Source organism: candidate division WOR-3 bacterium (genome assembly GCA_016867815.1).
In the GTDB taxonomy this organism is placed as follows: Bacteria; Hydrothermota; Tepidihabitantia; order Tepidihabitantales; family Tepidihabitantaceae; genus UBA2258.
Genome location: VGIR01000051.1, coordinates 1 through 23,094 on the forward strand (window position 1 = coordinate 1; position 23,094 = coordinate 23,094).

Genomic DNA, 23,094 nt, shown 5'->3' on the forward strand with positions numbered 1-23,094 from the left:
CGTTCCGCATCGCTGCAATCGAGCCCGGCCTGCCGTCCTGACAGATACGACCTCGCCGAGACCGGAAGACCAGCAGAGAAACCGCCGATGAACGCCGATGGACGCAGATTCCCAAACTCCTGACTCTATGTCGCTCGTACTGAGCGTACAGCCGCCTTCGTATCCGGCTGAGTCAATCACCAGGGCAGCGCGTATACTGCGGGACGGCGGCGTCGCCGTGTTTCCGACGGAGACCGTGTATGGGATCGGGGCGGACATCAGGTGTCCCGAGGCCGTCAGTCGCGTGTTTGCGCTGAAGAAGCGGGATCTATCGCAGCCGCTGATGGCGCATTGCGCTTCGCCCCTGCAGATGCTTGAGTACGTGACTGAAGTTCCGCCATGGGTGCAGCCACTGCTGGGTCAGTTCTGGCCCGGGCCGCTGTCCCTGGTACTCCGTTGCTCCGAGAATGTCCCGCCAGTTGTGACCGGCGGCGGGCAGACCGTCGGTATCAGGATGGTGGCGCATCCGGCCACGCGCGACTTGCTCGAGGAACTCGGTGCGCCCATCGCCGGCACCAGCGCGAACCTGCACGGCGAACCTGCCACGAGTCGTTTCGGAGCGGTCAACCCGGCCCTGCTCGGACAGGTGGACGTGGCGCTGGATGCCGGCCTGTGCGGAAAGCACGTGCCGTCAACCGTTCTGGACGTGACCCAGAGGCCGCCGCGCGTTCTTCGGGTCGGGGCGGTTGGGGTTCAGGAACTCGAGCGGGTCGTCGGCCAGGTTCTTGTCGGTTCGGGGTCTACGGTCTAGTAGCGATACTCGACTTTCAGCGCCAGGTCAACACCGTTCCGGTCGACGCCCAATTCTCCCTGGTGGTTCGCGCTGCTCCAGAAGCCGACGGACAGTGAGACGAATAGGTCGCGAAGAGGCCGGATCTCCACACCCGGCGCGAGCCTCACCGTCTTGTCGACTTCCTCAGTCAGGGCGCCTGTGAGCGTATCCCAGCCCCGGGTCGGGAATTCGGTGTGCTGGCGCAGGTACCACCAGTCCAACGTATCCCGGTAGCTCTTGCGGAGGTAGTCGCCGCGGTTATGGTAGCCGCGGCGGACATAGTCGGCACCGATGTTGACCTTCAGCCAGCTATTGGGAATGACACTCACGGTGGCGAAGAGCTGGTCCGCGTCCGGGCCCAGCGGATGGCCCATCGTTGTGAGGTAGTTCTCGTACATGATGTAGTGAACCCGATGATAGTAGGTGAACGCAGTAACGCGGGTATACTCGAGTCTTGCCTCCAGCGGCAGGTTTGGTGCCCAGTAGACGCCTCCCTGCAGGCCCACCGCATTCGGCGCGTTCTTCAGAGTGTTGAACTCGAAGTTGTCGAGAAAGAGCTGGGCGTAGAACTTCGTGCGGGGAAGATAGAAGACAACGTCGCCGCCGAGCAGGGAGTTGTCAGTCATGCTCGAGTTCGCAGTGGTGAGGAGAATGGGGATGAGCGGGTTAACGAGACCTCCGAACTGCCGCGGCTGAAGCTCGTCCCACGAGGTCACACTCATGAACGCACCGCCCAGAGTGAGTCGGTTCCACAGCGAAGCCTCGATGCGTTGGGCCGCAAGCCAGCGCGGTCTGGCGCCCCAGCGGGAGAGCAGAGAAGTGAAGGTGAGGAACTTGAAGTTGCGGTAGCTGGCACAGAGCTGGACATGGTCAAGCGCCGGCGCCGTGTCGTCGAGCATCACGGAGCCGGTATAGCCGGAGCCCCACACAAACTCGTCTCGACCCAGCTCGAGGCGCAGCCAGGGGATCCTGAACGCGAGATAGGCGAGTTCGGTCTCAAGGGCGCCCAGGAAGGGATTGGGCAGAACTCGCGTGCCCGGAATGTGCGACCCGGATGAGTCGGGCGGGAGCAAGTTCACGTCAATCTTCGGGTTCCACTCGGTTAGCTCGAATCGCTCGTAGAAGACAAAGTCATCGTCCGGCCGGTTGGTGATAACGGCACCCAGAGACAGGTGCTGCGTATCCACAGTTGCGCCGATGCGGGAAAAGAAGTCGCAGCGCGCTTCAGCGTCTTCGAGGTCAGGAACCGGGACACGAATCAGGGGCCGGCGGGCAGGTGTTGCCGCTAGCTCCGAGCCAAACTCGTATTCGAGGCGTCTGAGCGCCGCGAGCTGCGCCGGGCCGCGCAGGCTCGGGTTCGCGCTGCGGGCCTCCAACAGAAGCCGCATGCACTCCGCCCGAGTCCATGGTTTGCTTGTGGCAGGCATGGAAGAGATGAGACCCGAGGTCTTGAGCAGGTCGAGGTCGTCGTATAGCCGCGAGTCGGTGGGCAGGTTCTCCAGTGACGCCGGGACGCCCTCGGGGATGGGGAAGCCACCGGGAACGACTGTCACCTGGGGTGGGGGCTCCTCCTTCTGGCCAGCGGCCGAGGCAAGGGCCACGACCGCGAGCAGCAGGAGTCCGGAACGAACCACCGCTAGCGAATCATTCCCAGCCAGTCCCGCAGGAGGAACTGGAAGCGCCCGATGAGGAGCGACATGCGGGCCATTACCGTGTAGCCAAACGAGGCGCCGAAGCCGACCATCAGGAAGACGATGCCGGTTTCGGAGGCGAGCTTGAGCGCTCCCTTGTGCTCGCGCGAGAAGAAGAAGTAGAAGACGGAGCAGATAACTCCCACGAAGGAGACAATCGCCCAGAGGAAGACGTCCCAGCGAGCGAAGATGCCCGGAGTGAGGAACGTGCCCTGCATCTGTTTGATGATGCTGGTCTGGAATACGGCCGGGATCGTGACGCCGGCGCCCCAGCCGAGAACGAAGGCCATGGGGAAGCGGACCAGCCAGGATACGCGCGGTATGAAGCGGCAGAAGTAGCAGAGGCCGAGGAGGAGCGGGATGATGAGCAGGAGCTTGTTGCCGAGCGAGACCTCGGACAGGGGCTGGACAAAGAGTGGCCGGAACAGGTCGGGGTAGACGGCGTTGTACCAGGTGAGAGAGATGAAGTAGCCGAGCGATACCCCGACGAAGAGGTGCTCGCAGAACTTGTAGAAGGGATTGTCCTTCCAGAGGAAGGAGAAGATACCGAGAGTCAGTATGACCGCAGTCCAGGTGAGGATGTCAGTCGAGACGTGCATCAGGCACCCCGCTTTCGCGTCGCGAAGTAGGCGACGTTGCCTATGATAACCAGCAGCAGAATCACTACGTGGGCGAGCGACTGCGAGTCCATCGCCGCCACTGCCGGCATGTAGGCCTTGGAATACTCGTTCTTCTGGATCAGCACTTCGTACTCGGCCCCGCCTTTCATCCCCGCGAGCAGGCCGGTGAGCTGTCCGGTCTGGAGGTAGGGGTAGGCATCGGCAGCCGATACCGCAGTCACCCCGGCGCCGAGTTTGAGTCCGTACCGCGACTGGGCGAAGTTCAGCCAGTCGGTGTACCCGGGAGTGCCGGCGGAGATCGCCACCGCCATCGGGATGTCGCGCAGGCGCTGCACGCTCTGCATCATCGCCAGCGATTCGAGCGGGTGCCCGTAGTAGTCGGTAGGGAAGACGTTCCTGATGTTCTCTCCCATCCCAAGGATGACTGCGTCGATGCCCGCCTTCCAGCCGAGATAGACGACATCGTCGCCGTACTTCTTGCCGTACTCGGGCGGTATCTCGGTGACCGCCTTGTCGGCGAGCCCGGCACCGGTGACCCAGAGTCCACAGAGCAATACCTTGACGTCTTTGGCAAAGGCATGACGCATGAGCGCGGCCAGCATCGGGTAGAGCTCGGGCATGGAGCTCGGGTCGAAGTCCACCGAGAGGAGAAGAGTCTTGCCCGCCGGGATGGAATCTACCGCGTCAAAGAGCGTTTTGGCTCGCGGCCCGGAGCTGACGCCGAGCCCGAGCGGTTTGACAAGCGGGATGATTACCAGGACGCCCATCACGATGTAGATGATGCGGCGATCGATCTTGAGGAGGTATTCGAAGAACTTCATTGCTTCCCTCCGCCCAGCCAGCCGCGCTCAATGCCGAGGATGACCTTGAGCGAGGTGGCGATGCCACCGAGGGCGACGCCGAAGATGATTGCCCGCTTGGCTGCCATATTCGGTACCGACAGCACCCACTCCGCGAGTTCGGGAAGCTTGCCCCAGATGGCGGCCCCGACCGGAACCATCCCGAGCATCACGACGAAGGCAGCGACGAGCAGCAGGGCGGCTTCCCTGGTCCGGGCGCGGAAGGCGCGGTACGCCGCCGAGGCCATGTAGAACGCGAGGATGGCGAACATCGTGGCATTGAGAGGGACCAGGACGCTGGCGTAGATAACGTTCTGGAGAATCGAGCCGGGCCGGATTCCCCAGCCGAGCCCGATGACTGCCGTCACGACCAGGGCGATCAGCGAGACTATCGAGTAGTACCAGCCCTGCCGGCGGCGCCGCACCTTGTCGGAATGGAACATGATGAAGCTGCCCGTGCCCAGCACCAGAGCGAAGGCACCGACGATGCGGATCCATTTGGTGGTCAGGTCGTAGAAGCCGACGGAAACCGGATGGGGCACGAAGAACTGGACCATCATCGTGATGCCCATAATCAGGACGATGGCGAGCGGGATGGTTCGTTTCATCTCTTCCTCCTAGCGGGTACTGAAGAAGCCGAGGACGTGGCTGAAGAAGCCCAGGGCCGGCAGCCTACTCAGAAGCAGCAGGGCCGAGCCGATGACGAGGGTCAGGAGAATCACCATCTTGCCGTAGTCCTGGCCTTTAAGCGAGCCCAGCAGCAGCGGCTCGCGTGACAAATAGGCAGAGGCGGCGTAGAGTTCCTCGCCGATGAGCGTGTAGTCGCAGGCGGTAATGAAGAACGGGAGCTGGAAGACCGAGTCGGTGCCGGCAATCTGGATGGCACCGGTCTGGGCGCCGGTCTCGGCCAGAACCAGGGACTCGGCCCAGAACATCCCGAGGAAGAAGTTGGTCGCCGGTTTCTCGCGTACCATCAGCCCGTCCACGGCCGCGGCAAAGGCGAACTGCTCGGAAGTGACGAAGAAGACGCTGTCCGGTTTGAACGCGTCGGGCCGGCCCGCCTTGGTGTACGACTCCTTGACTATCTCCCGCGCTACCGTGTAGACAATCGGGTCCCGGTTGGGCACGAGCAGGGCCGAGTCGTACTGCGCCGTTTTCTTCGCCACCTCACCCAGGATGTTGAGCGAGGCGATGGTGGCGATGTCAGCAACCGAACCGAGCCCGGGTACGTAGACGATGGGTTTTCCCATCTCGGTGGCGCGTCCGACCGCTTCTTCGACCGCATCGAGCCCGGCGATGCGCCGCACGAAGAGGTTCTTCCCCTTCTTGGCCGTTTCGATGTAGTAGATGACCAGCACGAAGAAGATGGCCATCGCGATGAGGATGTTGATCCGGCTCAGGTTGAAGAACTGAGGCGAGCTCGTGACCGCGGGTGACGGCTCAGACCAGACCGTGTCCGCAGCGGTGACTGCGGCGACGCGGTACGCATAGGGTATGCCGTCCCGAACATCCTCGTCCAGGTAGCTCATCTCACCGGGCTTGTTGGATGCGATGACCTTGACGCTGTCCGGTTCGGTTCGCTCAACCAGCCAGGTCTCGGCCAGTTTGTCAGCTGCCGACCACCTGACGTTGATCGACTTGCCGGCGTCGTTGGGCGTGTCGAACGCCCGGACAGCGCCTGGCGGTGCCGGCGGCGGGGCCAAGGCCGGGACGCCTGAATCGAGAGGCGCGACCTGGCCCGCTGCCAGCAGCAGGATGAGAAGTGCTATCATAGACTGAATGCCTCCTTGATCGAGTAACAAAGGACGACTGTCAGAGTACGAACTGGACGAGGAATCCCGAACCCGAAGGCCATGGTATCCTGGCAGTTCATTCTCGGGCTGGTTCGGGACATCCACACGGCGTCATGTGGCACTTGGGACAGCCCTTCGCGTACTTAGCACAGGCAGCCTCGATATCTATGCCTTCGAGGGTGGCCAGGCTGGCAAGCCACGCGAAGACGTCGGCGAACTCCTCCTCAAGATTGAGTCGGTCACCCTTGCGCAGGGCTCGTGCGAGTTCGCCGGTTTCTTCGACCAGCCAGCGAAACGTGCCGTCCCTCCCACGCCGGCTATCTTTGTCGAAGTATATGTCACGAATGCGCCGCTGGAACTCGGTGATTGTCAATGCGTGAGTATCGTCAAAAAGGGGGTGGAGTCAAGGACGCAACCGGCTACCGTCCCGACCGCGGCGGCGACCGGCGCCGCAGCCCGAGATCGCGGCGGGTTGCGACAGATTGAGGCCGCGGTTGCTCAGTCCAACCTTGTCCCGTTCCTACCAGGGCCAAGCCGGGATTTCGGATTCGATGCGTTCCTGCGTCGCGCGGTCGAGACGCACGAAGAAGTCGAATCCGGTCAACTCCTCCAGGCGATCCACCGATACTCGGTAGGCCACGGTGGGGTTGGGATTCCTGGCCGACTGGTTCGGAACCAGGAACGCGTACGCGCACCAGCGACCCGCGGCGTCCTTCGCCAGGATGGCGTCGAACAGGTGGGTGGGGACGGCCACGCGATTCCGCCCGCGGCGCGTGATCCAAAGTCGCGGGTCCGCAGGTTGGCTGTCCCGGCTCATGAACAGGTTGCCGGTGACCACCCAGGTGGAGTCCATGCCGCGGGCCAGGCTGCGTATCTGGTTCTCGAGGTCCCGCCAGATTCCCTGGTTCGTGTTCGGATACTGCGGGCTGATGTTTGACAGCAGGAAGGTCGTACTCATCGCTTCTCGGCTGCGCGTGAAATCCGCAGCCGGAGCGAGGTGCCCTCGGTCGAAGATACTACCTTTGTAGTCGTCTAGCGTGGAGCGAGTACCCTCCGGGACCTCGGGATCCGGCCGGAAGCGGTTCCGGCGTGGTGCGGTGCCCTCGAGCAGCCCGGGAGTCAGGAGGTACGCAGACCAATACGCGATTCGCCATCGATCTTCATAGTTGATGATGAAGTGGCGTTTATCGAGCACGCGACACCTGGGACCGGCAACGCCGTATCGCAGGTGCAAGTTGTCGCGGATGGTGTCGGATTCGGAACGGGTAGCCGCGATGCTGCAGAGCCCGGCCGCGAAGGCGGCAACGAGACATGCGGAATCCGGGAAGCGTCTCAAGGACGAATGCTCTTGCCTCAAGGAACGATGCAAGAGTAACAGTCCGAAGGCCGAGCTGTCAAGCGCAGCAGGCTCGGGAGTCGACGTGGAGTCCAGCCGAGTTCATGGACCGCAGGAGTGGTTGACTTGGGGTATCCGCGGCGTAAGCTGAAGCAGGCTAGAAGTGTCCCATCACATGTTCTCCGAAGACGAACTGGTTCGCGTGATTCAGCGGACGGTGAAGAGCCGTGGCAGAGTCAGGCTCGGGATCGGCGACGACGCGGCCGTGTTGAGGGACGGGACCGTGATCACGACGGACGCGTACGCCGAAGGCGTACACTTCGACCTTTCGTACATGACCTTGCGCCAGGTCGGCGAGAGATGCGCGTGCGGGGCGATCTCGGACGTGGTGGCCATGGCGGCGGAACCCGAGGCGGTGTTTGTTTCTCTCTCTCTGCCGCGACGCGCGCGCAGTCACGCGTCTCGCGCGCTGCGACAGTCCCGGGTCTTGAGCGTGAAGGAACAGGTTATCCAGCTGTACTCCGGCATCGAGAGCGTCTGTGCGAAGCTGGGATGCGAGGTGGCCGGGGGCGACACAATCGTTGCAGACCAGTTGTTGCTGGCTCTGACTGTGACCGGGAGGACACGCGCGCCCAGGCTGCGATCGGGTGCCAGGCCGGGAGATCGCCTTTACGTAACGGGTCACGTGGGAAGCGCGGAGGCGGGGAGGTTAGTCCTGGCGGACGAACTCAGATGTCAGAAGCCAGAAACCAGAAGCCAGAATCCCGAAGGCGGAAGGCGGATGGCGGATGGCAGATGGCGAGCGGCCAAGGGTGACTGGCGTCTACCCTTGGTCAATCGGCACCTCTGTCCGCTGCCCCGACTGACAGTGGCCAGAGCGTTGAAGTCGCGCCTTCACGGGTTGATTGACACGTCGGATGGGCTTGCCACCGACGCGCGGCACTTGAGCGACACGAGCAAGGTGCGCATTGTGTTGGATGCGGACGCCCTGCCGGTTCTTCCCGCCGTGAAGAGGTACTGCGCCGAGCGAGCATGGGACCCTCTGGATTTTGTACTGGGGGCTGGGGAGGACTACGAACTGCTTTTCAGCGGCCGCCGTCCCATGCCCAGCACAGAAAGTGGCGTCAAGATTACGGAGATCGGCAGCGTCGATAGGGGGCAGGGATTGTGGATAAGGCGCGACGGTGGAATCCTGCCTGTAACGGCCACCGGGTACGATCACCTGAGTGTTGATCACACCGGGAAAACCTGTTGATAAGGTGTGGATAACATGGTGGATACTCCCGCCATGCCGTGGTCTTGACGCGGTCCTAACGAAGGGCAAATGCGGATCGGTGTCAGAGGCGGAAAGCTGGCTAGACAGGTCCGCAGTTCGTAAGTGACTTATTAGCAATCATTTATGTGATTGCAGGGATGGTATTAGAGAGTATTGACTACCAGCTATTGTATGCTAAGATGCTGTGAGAATACCATATGAAGTGTCCACTCTGCGGAGCCGATGATGACCGGGTGCTGGATTCGCGGCCTACACGAGAGGGGTCTGCGGTCAGGAGAAGGCGCGAGTGCCTGAAGTGCAGCAACCGGTTCACGACCTACGAGTACGTCGAGAAGACGCCATTAATGGTCGTCAAGCGCAACGGAAGCAGGGAGCCGTTCGATCGAGGGAAGCTGCTGGCCGGCGTCGTTCTGGCCTGCCGCAAAAGGCCCATCGGCCGCGATGAGATGGACAAGCTGGTGGATGCAGTCGAGACAAAACTGGGGGAGGACTATCGCCTCGAGGTCCCTTCCCAGGAGCTCGGAGATCTGGTGCTGGAGCGTCTGGCTGAGCTCGACCCGGTTGCCTATGTGCGCTTCGCCTCGGTCTACCGCCAGTTCGACAGCCCGGAGCATTTCGTCGAGGAACTGAAGAACCTTAGGAAGTGAAGCACGGACGCGCGGTATCGGTTGAGAGATGGGTTGAAGAGGCGTTCTATCCTCCCGCCGGCGGGATCGCGCGCTTGAGTGCAATGCTGAAGAGCCGCAGTAGAACCTAGAGGAGGAAGAGTGCCAGAACTGGAAGTGAAGTCGGGGCAGGCGCAGGATGCAATTGAGCCGGCTCTGCCGGCGATAGAGTACTTCCGCCACGTTGAGAAGCGGACGGGCGAGAAGGTCGACTTCGACCTGAGCAAGATCAGGAGCGCCATCTTCCTGGCCGCCCGTTCGGTCGGCGGCGAGGACCGGGGTTTGGCCGAGGAGCTTGCGCACAAGGTCTGCCGACACTTGCGCGAGCTGCGCGGTGAGCACGTGCCCAAGGTGGAAGAGGTGCAGGATGCGGTCGAGAAGACGCTGATAGAGAACGGTCACGCGCGTACCGCCAAGGCCTTCATTCTCTACCGCGAGAAGCGCGCCCGGCAGCGCCGCGGCACCAATCGCGACGGTATCAAGAAGCTGCTCTCCGGCAAGAAGGAAGCGACGGACCTCGCCTTGTTCGTACAGACAACCGACGCAACGATTGCCGGGTGGGACCGGAACCGGATTGCCCGGGCGCTGGTGCGCGAGACGAACCTGGATGCGGCCGAGGCCGACAAAATCGCGCTCGAGGTCGAAGGCATCGTGGTCAATTCCGGAGTGAAAGAGGTAACGTCGTCGCTGATCCGGGAGTTGGTGAACTCGAAACTGATCGAGCGTGGCCTGGTTGAGCACTACAAACGCCACGCCCGTCTCGGTGTGCCGGCATACGACGTGGAGCGGATGATGCTGTTCAAGAATCGCGAGAACGCCAACGTGCCGCACAACCCCGAAGCGACGAATATGACCATCGCCGAGTGGACGCTCAAGCAGTTCGCGCTCTCGATGGTCTTCGACCAGGACGTGGCCGACGCGCACACCTGCGGCGATATCCACCTGCACGACCTCGGGTTCGTGAACCGGCCGTACTGCTCCGGCCAGTCGCTCGAGTACGTTAAGAAGTTCGGCCTGTCGCTGCCCAACGCGCTGTCGATGGCGCGCCCGGCCAGGCACCCGGAGACGCTGCTCGCGCACATGGTGAAGTTCTCGGCTGCCCTGCAGGGCCACTTCGCGGGCGCCATCGGCTGGGATGCCGTCAACCTCTTCTTCGCTCCGTTCACCGAGGGGATGAACGACCACGACCTGCACCAGCTCGCCCAGATGCTGATATTCGAGTACTCCCAGCAGAACGTGGCCCGCGGCGGGCAGGCCATCTTCTCCGACATTAACCTGTACTGGGAAGTACCGGCTCATTTCCAGGACGTCGAGGCCATCGGCCCGGGAGGCGAGTATACCGGCCGGAAGTACGGCAGCTACATGAAGGAGGCGCAGCGCTTCGTCTGGGCGATTTTCGACGTGTACAAGGAAGGCGACGCCAAGGGCAGGCCGTTCTTCTTCCCGAAGCCGCTCGTGCACATCACCGATCGCTTCTTCGCCACACCGGGCTGGCAGGACTTCCTGTGGCACATAGCGGACGTGGCCGCGGAGAAGGGCAATACCTACTTCGTCTTCGACCGGGGCAACACCGCGAAGATCAGCGAGTGCTGCCGCTTGTCGTTCAAGCTCGAGAAGTCGGATCTGTGCGACGCGCTGACGCCCTGGAAGATGCGCTACTGCGCCTTGCAGAACGTCACCCTGAACCTGCCGCGCGCGGCCTACGTCGCGAACCACAACGACACCAAGTTGTTCGAGCGGCTGCGCCGCGACCTCGAGCTCGCGGTCAAGGCCCACGTGCAGAAGAAGGTGTTCATCGAGAAACTGCTCGCGCTCAAGGACGACGGGCCGCTCGCGCTGCTGACCATGAAGCAGGACGGTGAGGAGTACCTGCGCATGCACCGGGTGACCTATCTCGTGGGCGTGCTGGGACTGAACGAACTCGTGCAGTACCACGTGGGTCACGAGCTGCACGGAGACGATGCGGCGTTCCGGTTCGGCCTGAAGGTAATGGCCTTCCTGAACCTCGAATGCCGGCGACTCTCCGAGCAGCACGGGATGCGGTTTGTGATCGAGCAGACTCCGGCCGAGTCAACCGCGTACCGGATGGCGAAGCTCGATGTCCGCAACTACCGGGACAGCGCCCTGCAGACCGTCAAAGGCAGCATCGAAGACGGTTCGGCCTACTACACGAACTCGACCTACCTCAATGTCGGCCACCAGCTGGACCCGATCGACCGCGTGTACCGCGAGGGCAAGTTCCACGACATGATCGAGGCCGGGGCCCTGACCCACGTCTGGCTGGCAGACGCGCGGCCGCCCAAAGAGGCGATTGCCAACTTCGTGCTCAAGACCTTCCACCATACGCGCAACGCCCAGGTCGCGTTCTCTCCCGAGTTCACGTCCTGCAAGAAATGCCAGCGGACCAGCCGGGGCCTGAACGACGTCTGTCCGTACTGCGGCAAGACGGACGTTGATTTCATCACCCGCGTGACCGGCTACTTCTCGCGGGTCTCGAGCTGGAACCAGGGCAAGCGGGCGGAACTCCTCGACCGGTACAAGGACGGATTCAGACCGGTTGGATAGTGGTCAAGCCGGAAAGTGGTCCAGAGGTCAAGTGAGGAACCGGAAATCCGGCACTTGATCACTAGGCCACTGGATCACTAGGCCACCTCCTGATGCGCCTCCGCATCAGAGTCAAACCGGGCGCGCGCGAAGAGAAAGTGAGCAGGGAGCCGGACGGCTCCCTGCTCGTTTCAGTAACCGCCCGGGCTCAGGAAGGCAAGGCCAACGAGGCGGTGGTGAAGGCCGTGGCTTCGTTCCTCAGGATCCCGAAGTCACAGGTCAGGATTCGTTCCGGTCTTGCCAGCCGTGCCAAACTGCTCGAAGTCCCGGACCCGCCCGGCCCGACGCTGCCAAACATCGGCTAGTCCTCGGGTCTACGACACGATCCCGCGCGAAAGCGCCGTTTTCGCCCTTTGTGCCTTGGTGACTTGGTGGTCAGAATCCGCTTCCGGACTTCTGCCTTCTAGCTTCTGGTTTCTGACTTCTGAATTCGTCTGACCGCCATCACAGCGCTTCGGTCAGCAGCTTGAAGTCAGTCGGCTGGAGCTGGTAGTCGATCTTCACGTCAATCGCCAATTCGTAGCGCTTGGCGAACTCGCTCAGGCGGTCGTACCAGTCGGTGGTGAGGAAGTCGGTCAGGGCCGGGGCTGCGACAATCCGCAGCTTGCGGCCGCGCAGCTTGGGCAGCTTTGAGACGATGGCGCGCTCGATCTTCATCGCAATCTCGGCGCGGGAACGGACCCGGCCCGAACCCTTGCAGGTTGGGCAGGTTTCCTGCATCGAGTACATCATGCCCGGGCGCGTGCGCTCGCGCGTCATCTCCAGCAGACCGAACCGGCTCATCTTCGAGTAGTCGGCCTTGGCCCGGTCGTTGGAGAGCTGGAGTTTGAGTTCGGCGATCACCTTCTCGGTGTTCTTCACCTCCTCCATGTCGATGAAGTCCAGCACGAGCAGGCCGGCGAGGTCGCGCAGGCGTATCTGCCGCGCGATTTCAGCTGCGGCTTCGAGGTTGGTGGCGAAGATCAGCTTCTCCGGGTCCTCCTCCTTGGCCGAGCGTCCGGTGTTCACGTCGATAGCGACCATCGCCTCGGTCTGGTCAATGGTGATGAAACCGCCGGACTTGAGCCAGATCCGTTTCTGGAACACGCGTTCGAGTTCGGCCTCGACACCGGTCTGTTCCAGCAGCGGCACCTCCCCGTTGTAGAGCTCGACCTTCCTCTTCAGGTGCGGGGCGATGCGGTTCATGTAGTCGAGGATTTCCCGGTAGCGTTCCTCGGAGTCGACGGTCATCTTCTCGACGTTGGGACCGAGCAGGTCCCGGACGAGTTTCACCCCGATCTGCGGCTCCTCGTAGAGCAGGGAAGGGGATCGGGCGATTTCGGCCTTGCGGCGGACTTCCTCCCAGGTCGCCTCCAGGGCCCGGAACTCGGCCGCCAGGTCCTCGTTGGTCGCCTCTCCCGCGGCGGTGCGGAGGATAAGGCCCGCGTGCGGCGACTTGAACCGGCGCGCGGCATCGCGCAGCCGATTGCGGTCGCGGCGTTCGCTGATGCGGCGCGAAATGCCCACGCGCTGGGCATTGGGGAAATAGACCAGGTTCCGGCCGGGAACGGACACGAACGACGTCAGGCGCGCGCCCTTTTCGGCGAACGCGTCTTTGACGACCTGTACCAGGATCTCCTCGCCTTCGCGCAGGGTGATGGTGCGGGGCTCAGGCCGGGCCCCGTTCTTGCCGCCTTCCTCATCATCGAGCTCGTCGAACTCGGGGATTTCCACCAGCGGCAGGAAACCGTTCTTGCGCAGCCCGATGTTGACGAACGCGCCTCTCAGGCCCTTGACCACGTTCTCGACCCGGCCCTTGTAGATGCGTCCGACCAGGGCCTGGGATTCGGCCCGCTCGATGTAGAACTCGACCAGCCGGTCGTCTTCAATGATGGCGACCCGGGTCTCCCATTCATTGCCGGTGAGCACGATCTTTGTCTTAACCTTCATCAATCCTCCATCGGTGCTGGCGAAAGCGGGGACAGTCCCTCGGAGCGCGCGGACGCGCGGTACAGTCCCCGTTTTCGCCCATCAATCTTCCATTGGTGTCCGGATGCGGCCATTTTGCGCAACCAGACAGTCCCGGCGCCGTATCAACAGGCACCGGGCTTCAGTGTCACTTATCTTGAATATCGCGGCCAGGGCGTCAAAGAGCTTGACGCCGGCCTCAATCCCGAGGTCGAGGACAACGGTCCCCGATGCCGAAACGGCTGGGCCGGAATGGGTACAGGCACTGTTTTCCTCGGCGGAAAGCAGTGCCAGTCCCTTGCCAGGCAGAATCTCTTTCACTCCGGTCAGGCCTTTGGCGCGTTCGGCCAGGGCGGAGAAGTCGCCGTCGAACGCCCTGGGCATTGATACGTCATAGCGGGCCAGGTTGATGATCCGGCCCAGCGAGGGATGTTCCCGGGCAATCGGCTGCGCCGCCACGATGCGCAGGCCCTTGGGCAGAAACGTGCCCAGGTCGCGCAGGATGTTGCCGGTGTAGTGGTACGCGGTGTACACGTCGAGGTATTCACCGCCTGAGGTCAGCCCGACCGGCAGGGGCGGGCCGAACGAGAGCATCGGCTTCGGGGCAAAACCCTTGGTGTAGGCAATGGGCAATTCGCTCCTTCGCAGCGAGCGGTAGAACGCGCGCACCCGGTCGAGGTGGGCGGCGAACTGGTACGCTTCCTCGACCGCGTACCTGATGCGGAAGCGCGTGCGGAGTTCCTGGAAGCTCTGCAGCGGTCTCGGCCTCCGTCCGTAGTCCGGTTCGGTCTTCTCCGCCGGGCTCGGGACACGATCCGAAACTCCACGAGAGTTTCGGTCATGTCCCTCGCATGCCCCGCAATCCGTGCACGCGCCCGACGCGCAATCCGGTGTCATTTCGCCCGCCTTCGCCTTCTCGTACTCCCGGGCCAGGAACTCACGGCTCACACCCATGTTGATGAAATCCCAGGGCAGACGCTCGTCGGTGCGGCGTTCCCGGTGGTACTCCTGCGGGTCAATTCCCTGCGCTCTGCAGCTGTCGGTCCAGACCTGGAACCTGAAGAACTCGGTCCACTCCTGGAACACGCCGCCTTCGCGGTAGACCCGCTCGATGACCGGCCCCAGTCTCTCGTCCCCGCGCGCCAGCAAGGCCTCCACGTACGAGCACTCCGGGTTCGCCCACTTGGCCTTGACGTTCCGGCGGTTGATTGCACTTCGGACCCGGTCGATCCTGGCCCCGGTTTCGGCTATGTCTGCGAAGGGCGCCCACTGCAGCGGCGTGTGGGGCTTGGGCACGAACGGGCTCAGATTGAACCGGACCGGCCGGCCCTTGCAGAGACGGCCCACTTCGGTCACGAACCTGCCGATTTCGTCTACATCGGTATCGCTCTCACCCGGCAGCCCGACCATGAAATAGAGCTTCACCCCGTTCCAGCCGGCGTCGAGTGCGTTGCGCACCGATTCCAGGATGCGCAGTTCCGAGATGTCCTTGTTCACGAATCCCCGCAGCTTCGCCGAAGCGGTCTCCGGCGCAAACGTCAGGCCGGACTTCTTCACTTCCTGCAGGCTCAGGGCCAGCTCGCTGGAGAAGTCCTCGCCCCGGGTCGAAGGGAGTGAAATCGAGACGCGGCGGTCCTTCAGGCGGGAGTTGAGCTTGCCGACGAGTCCGGGCAGGTCAGGATAGTCGAGGGCGGAGAGGGAGAGCAGAGAGACCTCCTCCCAGCCCGAAGCGCGGATGCCGCGTTCGGCCAGCCGCACCACCGATTCCTGCGAGCGGAGCCGGATCGGCCGGTTCATCATCCCGGCCTGGCAGAAACGGCAGCCCCGGGTGCAGCCGCGGGCCATCTCGATGGTCAGACGGTCGTGGGTGATCTCGCAGATCGGTACCAGCGGCGGGAACGGAAAATCCTCTTCCTTCAGCTCGCCGACCACCCTCCTCCGCACCGTCCATCCTTCCGCAACTCTGGATTCTGGACTCTGGACTCTGGATTCTGAACTCTCCTGTGTACCAAATCCGGTTCCGGCACTTCTGCCTTCTGCACTCTGACTTCTGCCTTCTGACTTCGGTTGTTCCCTAGTCACTCCCGGTACATACACCCCTTCCAGCCGGCTCAGCCTCTCAAGCACCTCTCTCCGGTCGTGCCGGTTCCACTCCGCCACCACGCCCGTAATCTCCCGCACCGCCTCCTCGCCGTCGCCGACCACGAAGACATCGATGAAATCGGCCATCGGTAGCGGATTCACCGTGCACGGCCCGCCGGCAACCACCAGAGGGTGAGAGGCGTTACGCTCGGTCCGGTGCAGCGGGATACGGCAGAGGTCCAGCAGATAGAGGACGTTGGTGTAAGAGAGCTCGCTCTGCAGCGAAAGGCCGAGGAGATCGAACTCGGACACCGGCCGCCTCGACTCCAGCGCATAGAGCGGCAGGCCCCTCTCCTGCAGCGCCTTGCCGAAATCGGGCCACGGTGCGTAGCAGCGCTCGCAAACCGCGTTGTCCAGCCGGTTGATTATCGAATAGAGGATGCGGAGACCGTAGTTGGACATGCCCAGCTCATAGGCTTCGGGCATGGCCAGGACCCAGCCTACCCGCGCTGAATCAGGGTCACGCAGCAGGGCGTTGTACTCGCCCCCGGTGTAACGTATCGGCTTGGTGACGAGGGGTAGAACCTCGCGGATTCTTTCATCCATTCAGTTGTCTGCGAGTATGTTAGCCTGATACGAAGTGAAGTCAAGGAAGCTAGTTCGAGTAGCGGCAGGACTTAGGGCCCAGCGCCATCCGACCACACGCTTCTGCCATACTTCTCCGCGTCACTTCGTGCGCCCGTGACGGATTCTCTTGCGTGTCCAAAGCGGTGCGGCGGGCCGGACCGGCCGGGGAACTGACCGGCAGGCAAGTCAGGAGACTGACCCGCACGCAACCCCGACTCCTGTCTCGGCGGCAGTCCGGGCCGCAAGCGCCCGAGCTCACTGCAGAGGAACCCAGACTGCAGACCGGCAAACTGCGTCCCCTGCTGCTCGTCACACAAGTCCTCGAACTCCCGTTCACTTTCCTCCCCGGACAAAGGACCAGGGACTCCCCGAGACAACTTCCGAGACAGTCTTCCTGTCTCCTGTCTACTCTGTTCTGTATTCTGTCCGGAGGGCCGTCCCCCAGGCGGGGGTGTCATTTCGTCAGCTTCAGGCCTAACGCCCCAAGTCTCAAGCACATAGGCCCGGAAATCCGCTCCCGCGCCATTCTACAGCGTTGTAGAATTGCCGGTCGGCAGACAGCAGATCCGGGATTCCTACCCGCCCCAGTTTCGGCCTGCATGTGGACAGACTCTGCCACAGCTACTCGGGAGAATCCCTGCGCCTCCAAGTCTCCGACGCCATCGCCCGCTGGACGTCCTACGGCTGCGACCGGGACATTCTCAAACAGGTCTGCAGTCAGCTGTTCGGGCTGGAGATTCTCTAGGGCCGGCTAGTCGCGAACGAGCGACGGAAGCTGCAGATTCGTGGTAGCCGGACGCTCCGCCGCAATCGGCATGTCGTCCCAAGTCCGGCCGTCGAGAGTGCGGCCACTCAGGTGCTTGCGGGTGCCGCCCCATTGCTTGAAGTAGAAGGCCACGTCAGCCATCTCGCACTGGCGTCTGATGGACCTTGCCCATTCCGGACTCATCGCCCGCGCGCCTGGTCCAGACTCGCCGCCGACGATGACCCACTGAATACCATCCAAGCCGATGTGTCCCAAGTCCGAGATCAGCGGCTCGCAGGACAGAAATCGCACAGCGGCTTTCACTTCCCGGAGGTCATCGATGCGCGAGAGCACGCGCGAATCTTCAACTGTCACGCCCATCCACACGTTGCTTGGCCAAGGTAACAAGTGAGCGTACTGGCGTAGCCGTTGACTGCGCTTCGTTAGAACCTGGAACTGATGCTGAGGGCAGGCCTTCATAGTCTCGAAGACACGCAGAATGAACCCGAACGGCACCTTCTCGTGAAACAGGTCGCCCATCGAACACAAGAAGACATCGTGCGGCTTGCGCCAACTCTGCGGCGTCAGCAGTTCCTTCTCGTGGGTCGTCACCTTGAACCCGTTCCGGTACTTCGCCATCCCTGCGGCCTGCAGCCGTAGTGCCATCCGCTCCGCGTAGCAGTGCGCGCAACCCGCGCTGACGTGCGAACAACCCGTCACCGGGTTCCAGGTCGCCTCAGTCCACTCGATGGAGGAATTGAGCGCCACTGGCTACCTAGCCCGGAATTGTACGATCACATCGTCGGCAAATGTCGGTTTGCCTTTGGAGCGTCGTCGCTTGTCCGCTGGAGGCACCGCAGTTATCCTACCCTGTGCCTCTAGATTCGCAAGAACGGTCTTGTAGTTCGCTGGAGTGAAAGGCCGTCCGACGTTGTGACGCCAATAGACGTCGTGCATGGTCATCCGCTGGCCGGCAAAGGCGGCAGGGAGCATCTGTTCTAGGTCTCCGATTGACGGACCGTCAGGGAAGAGCGGCGCGCACAACTGGTGCGCAGGGTTGTGTTCGTAGGTTGGTACGCCCTGCGGAGAAGCCGAACTCTCTCGGGCCATGATGTCCTTCATGATGTCATAGCCCTGCTGGTGCTTAGAAACGAAGACAAGATGATGGAGAGTGCGTTTTCCGCTGGGGCCCTTGAACCGGAAATGCAGTACGTACCGACCCCATTGCGCCGTGAGCCCGCACGCCAGTTCGTGCTCGATGATATGTTCGCGTTCACTGGCGCCGGCTTTCGCGATGGCAAGCCGCAGATTCTCTGCTCTCTCAACTCCAAACAGGGAATCAACCGTTGCCGACACGCAGTCGTTACTCAGAGCCGCATTGATGCGGTTGTAGTTGAAGAACAGGATGCACTCACACGCCCAGTCCTTGAGTACAGCATCTACCAACCGAATGGACAGCCCTTTGTAGCCCCACGGGTCAATGAACAGTAGCGTGGGAACCAAGCGCACCTGCTCAAACGCCTCGGCTATGCTCTCATCAACAGTCACGTTGGCTACTTGCGGCTTGTACTTGAGGCTCTTGATACCAGGTAGAGCGTCGATGTGCTCGCGGAGAGACTGCACATAGTCGGGGTTCGAGTCGTTGAAGAATACGCGAACCCGCGTCCCGATGTCTGGATTGTCGATCGCCGCGCGCAGTACCAGCAGCGGCGTCGAAGCAGTCCCGTCATCGTATTCGCCGCGCCCGGAGAACAGATCCATGTAGGCGATCCGTTCCGCACTCGCACCGCCGCGCGCTGATATGACGCGCGCCCAAGCCTTGAAGTACTTGGCGACAATGCGGGCTTTCACCTTCGAATGCTCTGCAGGCTCCGCGAAGAAATCAGAGCAGCTCACGTCTGGTGTTCACGACCCGGGCCACTTGGAGATGGCCTTGTCGATTTCGGACGTCAGAATGGAAGGTCACTTCGCCCGGCCTTCGACAATCGCAATCTCGTCCGCGGTCAAGCCGCGGATTCCCCCGTTAGTACCAGGCTTTCATGTCCTCTGAGGCGCCCTGGAATGCATCGAAGTAGGACCACAACCTCTGGCCGTCGTATGCGAGCAGGAATTGCCCCGGTTCCAGGAAGCGGGTGTTGTGGTACTCGTCGTTGTACATACGAGCTAGTGAACGTCTCGCGTAAGCGCTGTAGTGCGACAGGTAGTTCCGTATCTTGTAGACCTCGTCGATCTTCCTGGCGTGTGCATTGGTGACCTGCAGGAAGGGATTCTCGGTGTCCGGGAGGATGCGCTTGGTAAACCCCTTCAGGTCGCCGAACGACCTGAAGTCTCTGTATGTGCCCCCGAACACGAGTGCGACGCACAAGTCACGGCTCGGGTTCTTCGGAATGGCCGCGCCGAGATACTCACCAAGCTGCACAGGGGTCACGTTAATGCTGTCAGCAATATGTTCATCAAGGAACTGCTCCCATTGTGCGCACAGCCTGAGGATAACGGACTCTGCTAGCATTCTCTTTTCCTCTGCCGTCGCTATGACGCGCTGTGCGTCGATGCACTTCCGCATGAAATCTCGATGGCGCTCGATGGCGGCATCCAGCTTTCTATGGTTGTGTGCCAAGTCGGCTTTTCTCACGTCGGCCTCCTTTCAGACTATTCTTAGCTACAAGTGCCCTTCGTTGATTGTGATGCGCTTCGCCTGCGTGTAGACGCAGACGTTGACCGCCGACCGTTTGCCAGCCTTGGTGGAACGGTCGTAGCTGTTCAGGTGACCCAGCAACTGCCCCAGCCCCAAGTGAAGTTTGAGGGCATCCTCGAACGTCAACCCGACGTTGATGGCTTTGGGGACGTTCTCGCCAAGAGGAGGGCTGAACCTGGCAACGGCCATACTTCCGAACGTCTGCTTTCTCCTGATGCTACTCATGTATCACTCCTTTCGACGACGAGTATGCCGCACTTCGCTCGACCTTCGGCAATCTCATATCGTCGCTAGCTGCGTGCCGGTGCGCGGTGCCCGCGCTTGCGCAGCCCATACAACCCGAAGCCGACCCTCACAAAACGCGACCGTTCTCCACGGCGAGCTATGTCGGTTATCAACTGCGACGTCATCGTTCTGTAGGGAGTCTTGCCCTTTCCTTCGTAGAGTCCATTTCGCACTATTGCCGCCCAAATGTCGCAGGTGTGCATCGGTCCATCATGCGTCGTCAGAACCTTCGCGACGGCATCCTTGAACGTCATAGCAGTCTCCTCTCGCTCATCCGTCCTTGTGATTGGACTACGACTTGCTGTGATTCGGCCAAGGGGACATCACCTAGTTCGGCCCTCTACAATCGCAATCTCGTCCTTGGTCAGGCCGTAGAGTTGGCACACCACGCTCTCGAGCTCGTCTTCCAACTTGCTCGTGTCGGCGTTGAGATTCTTCCGTTTGGAGGTCATTATCCGCCTCACCGAACTGGAAACGCGCTCCTGCTCGCGAGGCTTGACGGACGGCACGGGCATCACACGCAGCTGGGGAGACTGGAATTGATAGTAGCCGCCACTCATACGCAATGCCCCGAAGAGAAGATCGTACACGAACATGAAGACCCGCGTGTTGCAGAGGCCGGCCACATAGAGGAGATCGACGCCTGGCTTCGGGTCATGAAAGCAGTTCGTGTTGAGGGACGCGTACTCACCCTTGTCGTCCAAGGCCGCTTCACACTCGCGTGCCATCTTTGCAAACAGAAGCTTTGGACTCCTGTACAACGTGGTTCTGGTCTCACTTACGTGTGCTTTTCTGAGAGGCAGGTACGGAGTCAGGAGGCCCCTTCCCGAGTGCGTCATTTCGGTCCTACCCCACAGAGTCACGTACCTTTCAATCGTCCCTGTGTTCACCACCTTGATGCCGTCCGATGTTTGCCGGGATGTTAGGTGACTTCCATAGTCATCGCTCTCAGCGGCCGTCGATGTAGCATTCACAGAACCGAGGTCGGCAAGCGTTACCGTGTTTCTGGTGAAACTGCGGAGCATCTGGACGTTGGGCGACAGCAGGAAGCCCCAGATGGACTCGGGAAGCTCATCGAGCCAGTCGTATGGGACCTCTAGCTTTCTATACGCATCCAGCGTGAAGTCCTGCAATTGCCGGCTCGTAGGAAGGAGGACCTCCACTGAATCAGAAGTCCCCCGGCGCCTCGATATGAGCGAGATGACCGGATAGACGGACGTCTCATCAAACACCGGGACGCAGGAAAGATCAGCCACCTTGTGGAGACAGCCGTTGTCTAGTATCCACCGACGAAGCCCCTCGGCGTACTTGGCGGCAAGGTACTTGTTCGGGGTTATGTAGCACAGCCAGCCGTCACTCGCGCATAGCCGCAGTCCTTGCTCTACGAAGGGCACATAGAGGTCATACGCACCGGTCGCAGACGTGAAGCGCGAATTCAGCGCATCGCGCATCGCACGGCCGTATGTCTTGGTGAATTCAAGGGCGCTGACGTAGGGAGGATTGCCAATCGCCACATCGAAGCCCCGCGAAAGCCCGAACATCCACTCGACATCGAAGAAACCAGCAGAGGAATTCTGGTCGTATGGATCCCATCCTGCTAGGATACGCGCGGTCTTGTCGGGCAGGCCGTCGTGCCGGAGCAGTTCGGCGACCTCGCGGCGCAGTTTGGCATCTTGCTCGCGCAGTTTCCGCTTGGTCTTGAGTGCGCGCGCCGTGAAGTGCTGCCTTCTCACGCCTGCGAGTTCCGTTTCAAGCCGCACAACATCAGAGTTCCGTATTGGCAGTTGGGCAGGACGCTCTATGCCGATAAGTGTGTTGGCAGCAACGAACTTGGTCTCCAGGTTTGGCAGGGCACGTATGCCTCTGTTTGGAGCGGCCTCGTCCAGCTTCTGTTCTACCACCAATGAGATGAAGAAGCGCATCTTGGCGATCTGCACGGCGATTGGCTGGATGTCGACTCCGTAGATGCAGTTCTCTATGAGGTAGAGCTTGCGGCCATAGTCCAACTCGTTGCGTTCAAATGCCTGCTCGATGTCAGCGATCGCTTTCTCGCGCAACATGCTGTCGGGGATTTCCGAGGCCTTGACGACCTGCTTCTCTTTCCACGCCTCGTTCTTAGGGTCCAGCTTACCCAAGACGTGCACCAGCTTGTGGAGGATTCCCATGGGGAAAGCGCCGGAGCCGACGGCCGGGTCAAGCACCTTTAGGACATCTATGGCCGCTATGAGGGCAGCAGATTCTGACGGCGAGAACTTGTGTGGTTCGGTCGTGTAGCTGAACAGATGCCGAAGACGTCCTTCGATGTCTTTCGCCCTTGGCACGGCCTCGGACAGTCTTGCTGCCAAGCATGCTATCAAGGCCTCGTCCGCCATGTAGTCCACAATCGGCCGAGGAGTAAAGAACGAGCCTGTCTCCTTGCGAGCTGTAGCCTGCGTCTCGGGGTTGTACGCTGCCAGCAAGTTCTCGAAGACCCGACCTGAGAGCTCGGGGTCCAGAGCCACCTCCTCTTCAATCGGTGTGTTCTCTGCGACCGTGAACTTGTAGTCCTCGAATGTGCGGAACAGGCCTCGCACATTCGTTCTCTTGAACTTAGCGTCTCCGTAGTCGTCGCTCAGATCGACGATGTCGTCTCTGCTAAAGAACAGGAAGTCTGGAACCGTTGGCTGGCTGTCAGCGCGGCGCGAGAAACCATCTACGCGGCGATAACGTGGGCTGACTTCCGCTCCAAAGTCCCTGTCGAGACACTCAAACAGCCCGCCATTCAGGAAGGGTATGGTCTTGAACAGGCCGAGCGCCCTGTCCGGCTTGCTGAAGCACTCGCGGAAGCGGTATAGCCCGTGTGACATGAAATCGTCTCTTCCGATTGCCCAGGCGCGTTCATTCATCTCGGTGTTGAGCGTGGCGAAGAACAGGTTCTGCAGGATAGCTCGGTAGAAGACCGAGTTCTTGTCCCGCTGCGAATCGGGAGCATGTCCCTCGGTTAGTTGAAATTCCTAGCGGCTCCCACATCACTTTAGGCAACTCTCTCTGTTGCGTCAATTTCTTTCGGTGACGCGGGCCGTTCCAGTGCACTCAGCA

Annotated in this window: 20 protein-coding genes; 5 read left to right on the plus strand and 15 right to left on the minus strand. The window is 61.4% G+C overall.

Translation table 11 applies throughout. The annotated features are described in order from the left end of the window. The first annotated feature begins 97 nt into the window (after window positions 1-97). Window positions 98-790 (plus strand): threonylcarbamoyl-AMP synthase, encoded by a 693-nt coding sequence (locus FJY68_08790; protein MBM3331928.1) that lies wholly within the window; start codon window positions 98-100, stop codon window positions 788-790. On the opposite strand, the gene FJY68_08795 is transcribed toward FJY68_08790, so the two are convergent. From FJY68_08795 to FJY68_08825, 7 genes are all read right to left on the minus strand, one after another. Next, window positions 787-2,445, minus strand: coding sequence for a capsule assembly Wzi family protein (locus tag FJY68_08795; protein ID MBM3331929.1), 1,659 nt, complete (start codon window positions 2,443-2,445; stop codon window positions 787-789). The genes FJY68_08790 and FJY68_08795 overlap by 4 nt on opposite strands. A 2-nt stretch (window positions 2,446-2,447) precedes the next feature. Beyond that, window positions 2,448-3,101: a hypothetical protein gene (locus FJY68_08800; GenBank protein ID MBM3331930.1), complete on the minus strand. Its 654-nt coding sequence runs from the start codon at window positions 3,099-3,101 to the stop codon at window positions 2,448-2,450. After that, window positions 3,101-3,943 (minus strand): hypothetical protein, encoded by an 843-nt coding sequence (locus tag FJY68_08805; GenBank protein ID MBM3331931.1) that lies wholly within the window; start codon window positions 3,941-3,943, stop codon window positions 3,101-3,103. Before FJY68_08805 ends, FJY68_08800 begins: the two co-directional genes overlap by 1 nt. Continuing rightward, complete coding sequence (locus tag FJY68_08810; protein ID MBM3331932.1) at window positions 3,940-4,569, minus strand: hypothetical protein; 630 nt, start codon at window positions 4,567-4,569, stop codon at window positions 3,940-3,942. Before FJY68_08810 ends, FJY68_08805 begins: the two co-directional genes overlap by 4 nt. A gap of 9 nt (window positions 4,570-4,578) precedes the next feature. Next, window positions 4,579-5,733, minus strand: coding sequence for a hypothetical protein (locus tag FJY68_08815; protein ID MBM3331933.1), 1,155 nt, complete (start codon window positions 5,731-5,733; stop codon window positions 4,579-4,581). Window positions 5,734-5,830: 97 nt separating this feature from the next. Then, complete coding sequence (locus tag FJY68_08820; GenBank protein ID MBM3331934.1) at window positions 5,831-6,127, minus strand: nucleotide pyrophosphohydrolase; 297 nt, start codon at window positions 6,125-6,127, stop codon at window positions 5,831-5,833. A gap of 147 nt (window positions 6,128-6,274) precedes the next feature. Beyond that, a complete protein-coding gene (locus FJY68_08825) occupies window positions 6,275-7,186 on the minus strand; it encodes a hypothetical protein (GenBank protein ID MBM3331935.1) in 912 nt (303 codons plus the stop codon). A 67-nt stretch (window positions 7,187-7,253) separates the two neighbouring features. On the opposite strand from FJY68_08825, the gene thiL reads away from it, so the two are divergent. The 4 genes from thiL to FJY68_08845 all read left to right on the plus strand — a co-directional run bounded on the left by thiL (window position 7,254) and on the right by FJY68_08845 (window position 11,940). Next, a complete protein-coding gene (thiL, locus tag FJY68_08830; protein MBM3331936.1) occupies window positions 7,254-8,345 on the plus strand; it encodes a thiamine-phosphate kinase in 1,092 nt (363 codons plus the stop codon). Window positions 8,346-8,563: 218 nt separating this feature from the next. Then, window positions 8,564-9,013: a transcriptional repressor NrdR gene (nrdR, locus tag FJY68_08835; protein MBM3331937.1), complete on the plus strand. Its 450-nt coding sequence runs from the start codon at window positions 8,564-8,566 to the stop codon at window positions 9,011-9,013. Window positions 9,014-9,133: 120 nt separating this feature from the next. Next, window positions 9,134-11,596 (plus strand): anaerobic ribonucleoside-triphosphate reductase, encoded by a 2,463-nt coding sequence (gene nrdD / locus FJY68_08840; protein MBM3331938.1) that lies wholly within the window; start codon window positions 9,134-9,136, stop codon window positions 11,594-11,596. A 92-nt stretch (window positions 11,597-11,688) separates the two neighbouring features. Continuing rightward, a complete protein-coding gene (locus FJY68_08845; GenBank protein ID MBM3331939.1) occupies window positions 11,689-11,940 on the plus strand; it encodes a DUF167 domain-containing protein in 252 nt (83 codons plus the stop codon). Window positions 11,941-12,079: 139 nt separating this feature from the next. Here FJY68_08845 and FJY68_08850 read toward each other — a convergent pair whose 3' ends face one another. From FJY68_08850 to FJY68_08885, 8 genes are all read right to left on the minus strand, one after another. Then, window positions 12,080-13,564, minus strand: coding sequence for an Rne/Rng family ribonuclease (locus FJY68_08850; protein ID MBM3331940.1), 1,485 nt, complete (start codon window positions 13,562-13,564; stop codon window positions 12,080-12,082). Between the two features lie 81 nt (window positions 13,565-13,645). Then, window positions 13,646-16,270 (minus strand): TIGR03960 family B12-binding radical SAM protein, encoded by a 2,625-nt coding sequence (locus tag FJY68_08855; protein MBM3331941.1) that lies wholly within the window; start codon window positions 16,268-16,270, stop codon window positions 13,646-13,648. A 772-nt stretch (window positions 16,271-17,042) separates the two neighbouring features. Continuing rightward, a complete protein-coding gene (locus tag FJY68_08860; GenBank protein ID MBM3331942.1) occupies window positions 17,043-17,804 on the minus strand; it encodes a phage Gp37/Gp68 family protein in 762 nt (253 codons plus the stop codon). 3 nt (window positions 17,805-17,807) lie between these two features. After that, a complete protein-coding gene (gene tcmP, locus FJY68_08865; protein ID MBM3331943.1) occupies window positions 17,808-18,932 on the minus strand; it encodes a three-Cys-motif partner protein TcmP in 1,125 nt (374 codons plus the stop codon). A gap of 127 nt (window positions 18,933-19,059) precedes the next feature. Further along, a complete protein-coding gene (locus tag FJY68_08870; GenBank protein ID MBM3331944.1) occupies window positions 19,060-19,668 on the minus strand; it encodes a hypothetical protein in 609 nt (202 codons plus the stop codon). Between the two features lie 27 nt (window positions 19,669-19,695). After that, window positions 19,696-19,956 (minus strand): hypothetical protein, encoded by a 261-nt coding sequence (locus tag FJY68_08875; protein MBM3331945.1) that lies wholly within the window; start codon window positions 19,954-19,956, stop codon window positions 19,696-19,698. 65 nt (window positions 19,957-20,021) lie between these two features. Next, window positions 20,022-20,270 carry a hypothetical protein gene (locus FJY68_08880; protein MBM3331946.1) on the minus strand — a complete coding sequence of 83 codons (249 nt, stop codon included), beginning with the start codon at window positions 20,268-20,270 and terminating at the stop codon, window positions 20,022-20,024. A 69-nt stretch (window positions 20,271-20,339) separates the two neighbouring features. Beyond that, window positions 20,340-22,901: a hypothetical protein gene (locus FJY68_08885; GenBank protein ID MBM3331947.1), complete on the minus strand. Its 2,562-nt coding sequence runs from the start codon at window positions 22,899-22,901 to the stop codon at window positions 20,340-20,342. Window positions 22,902-23,094 lie beyond the last annotated feature (193 nt).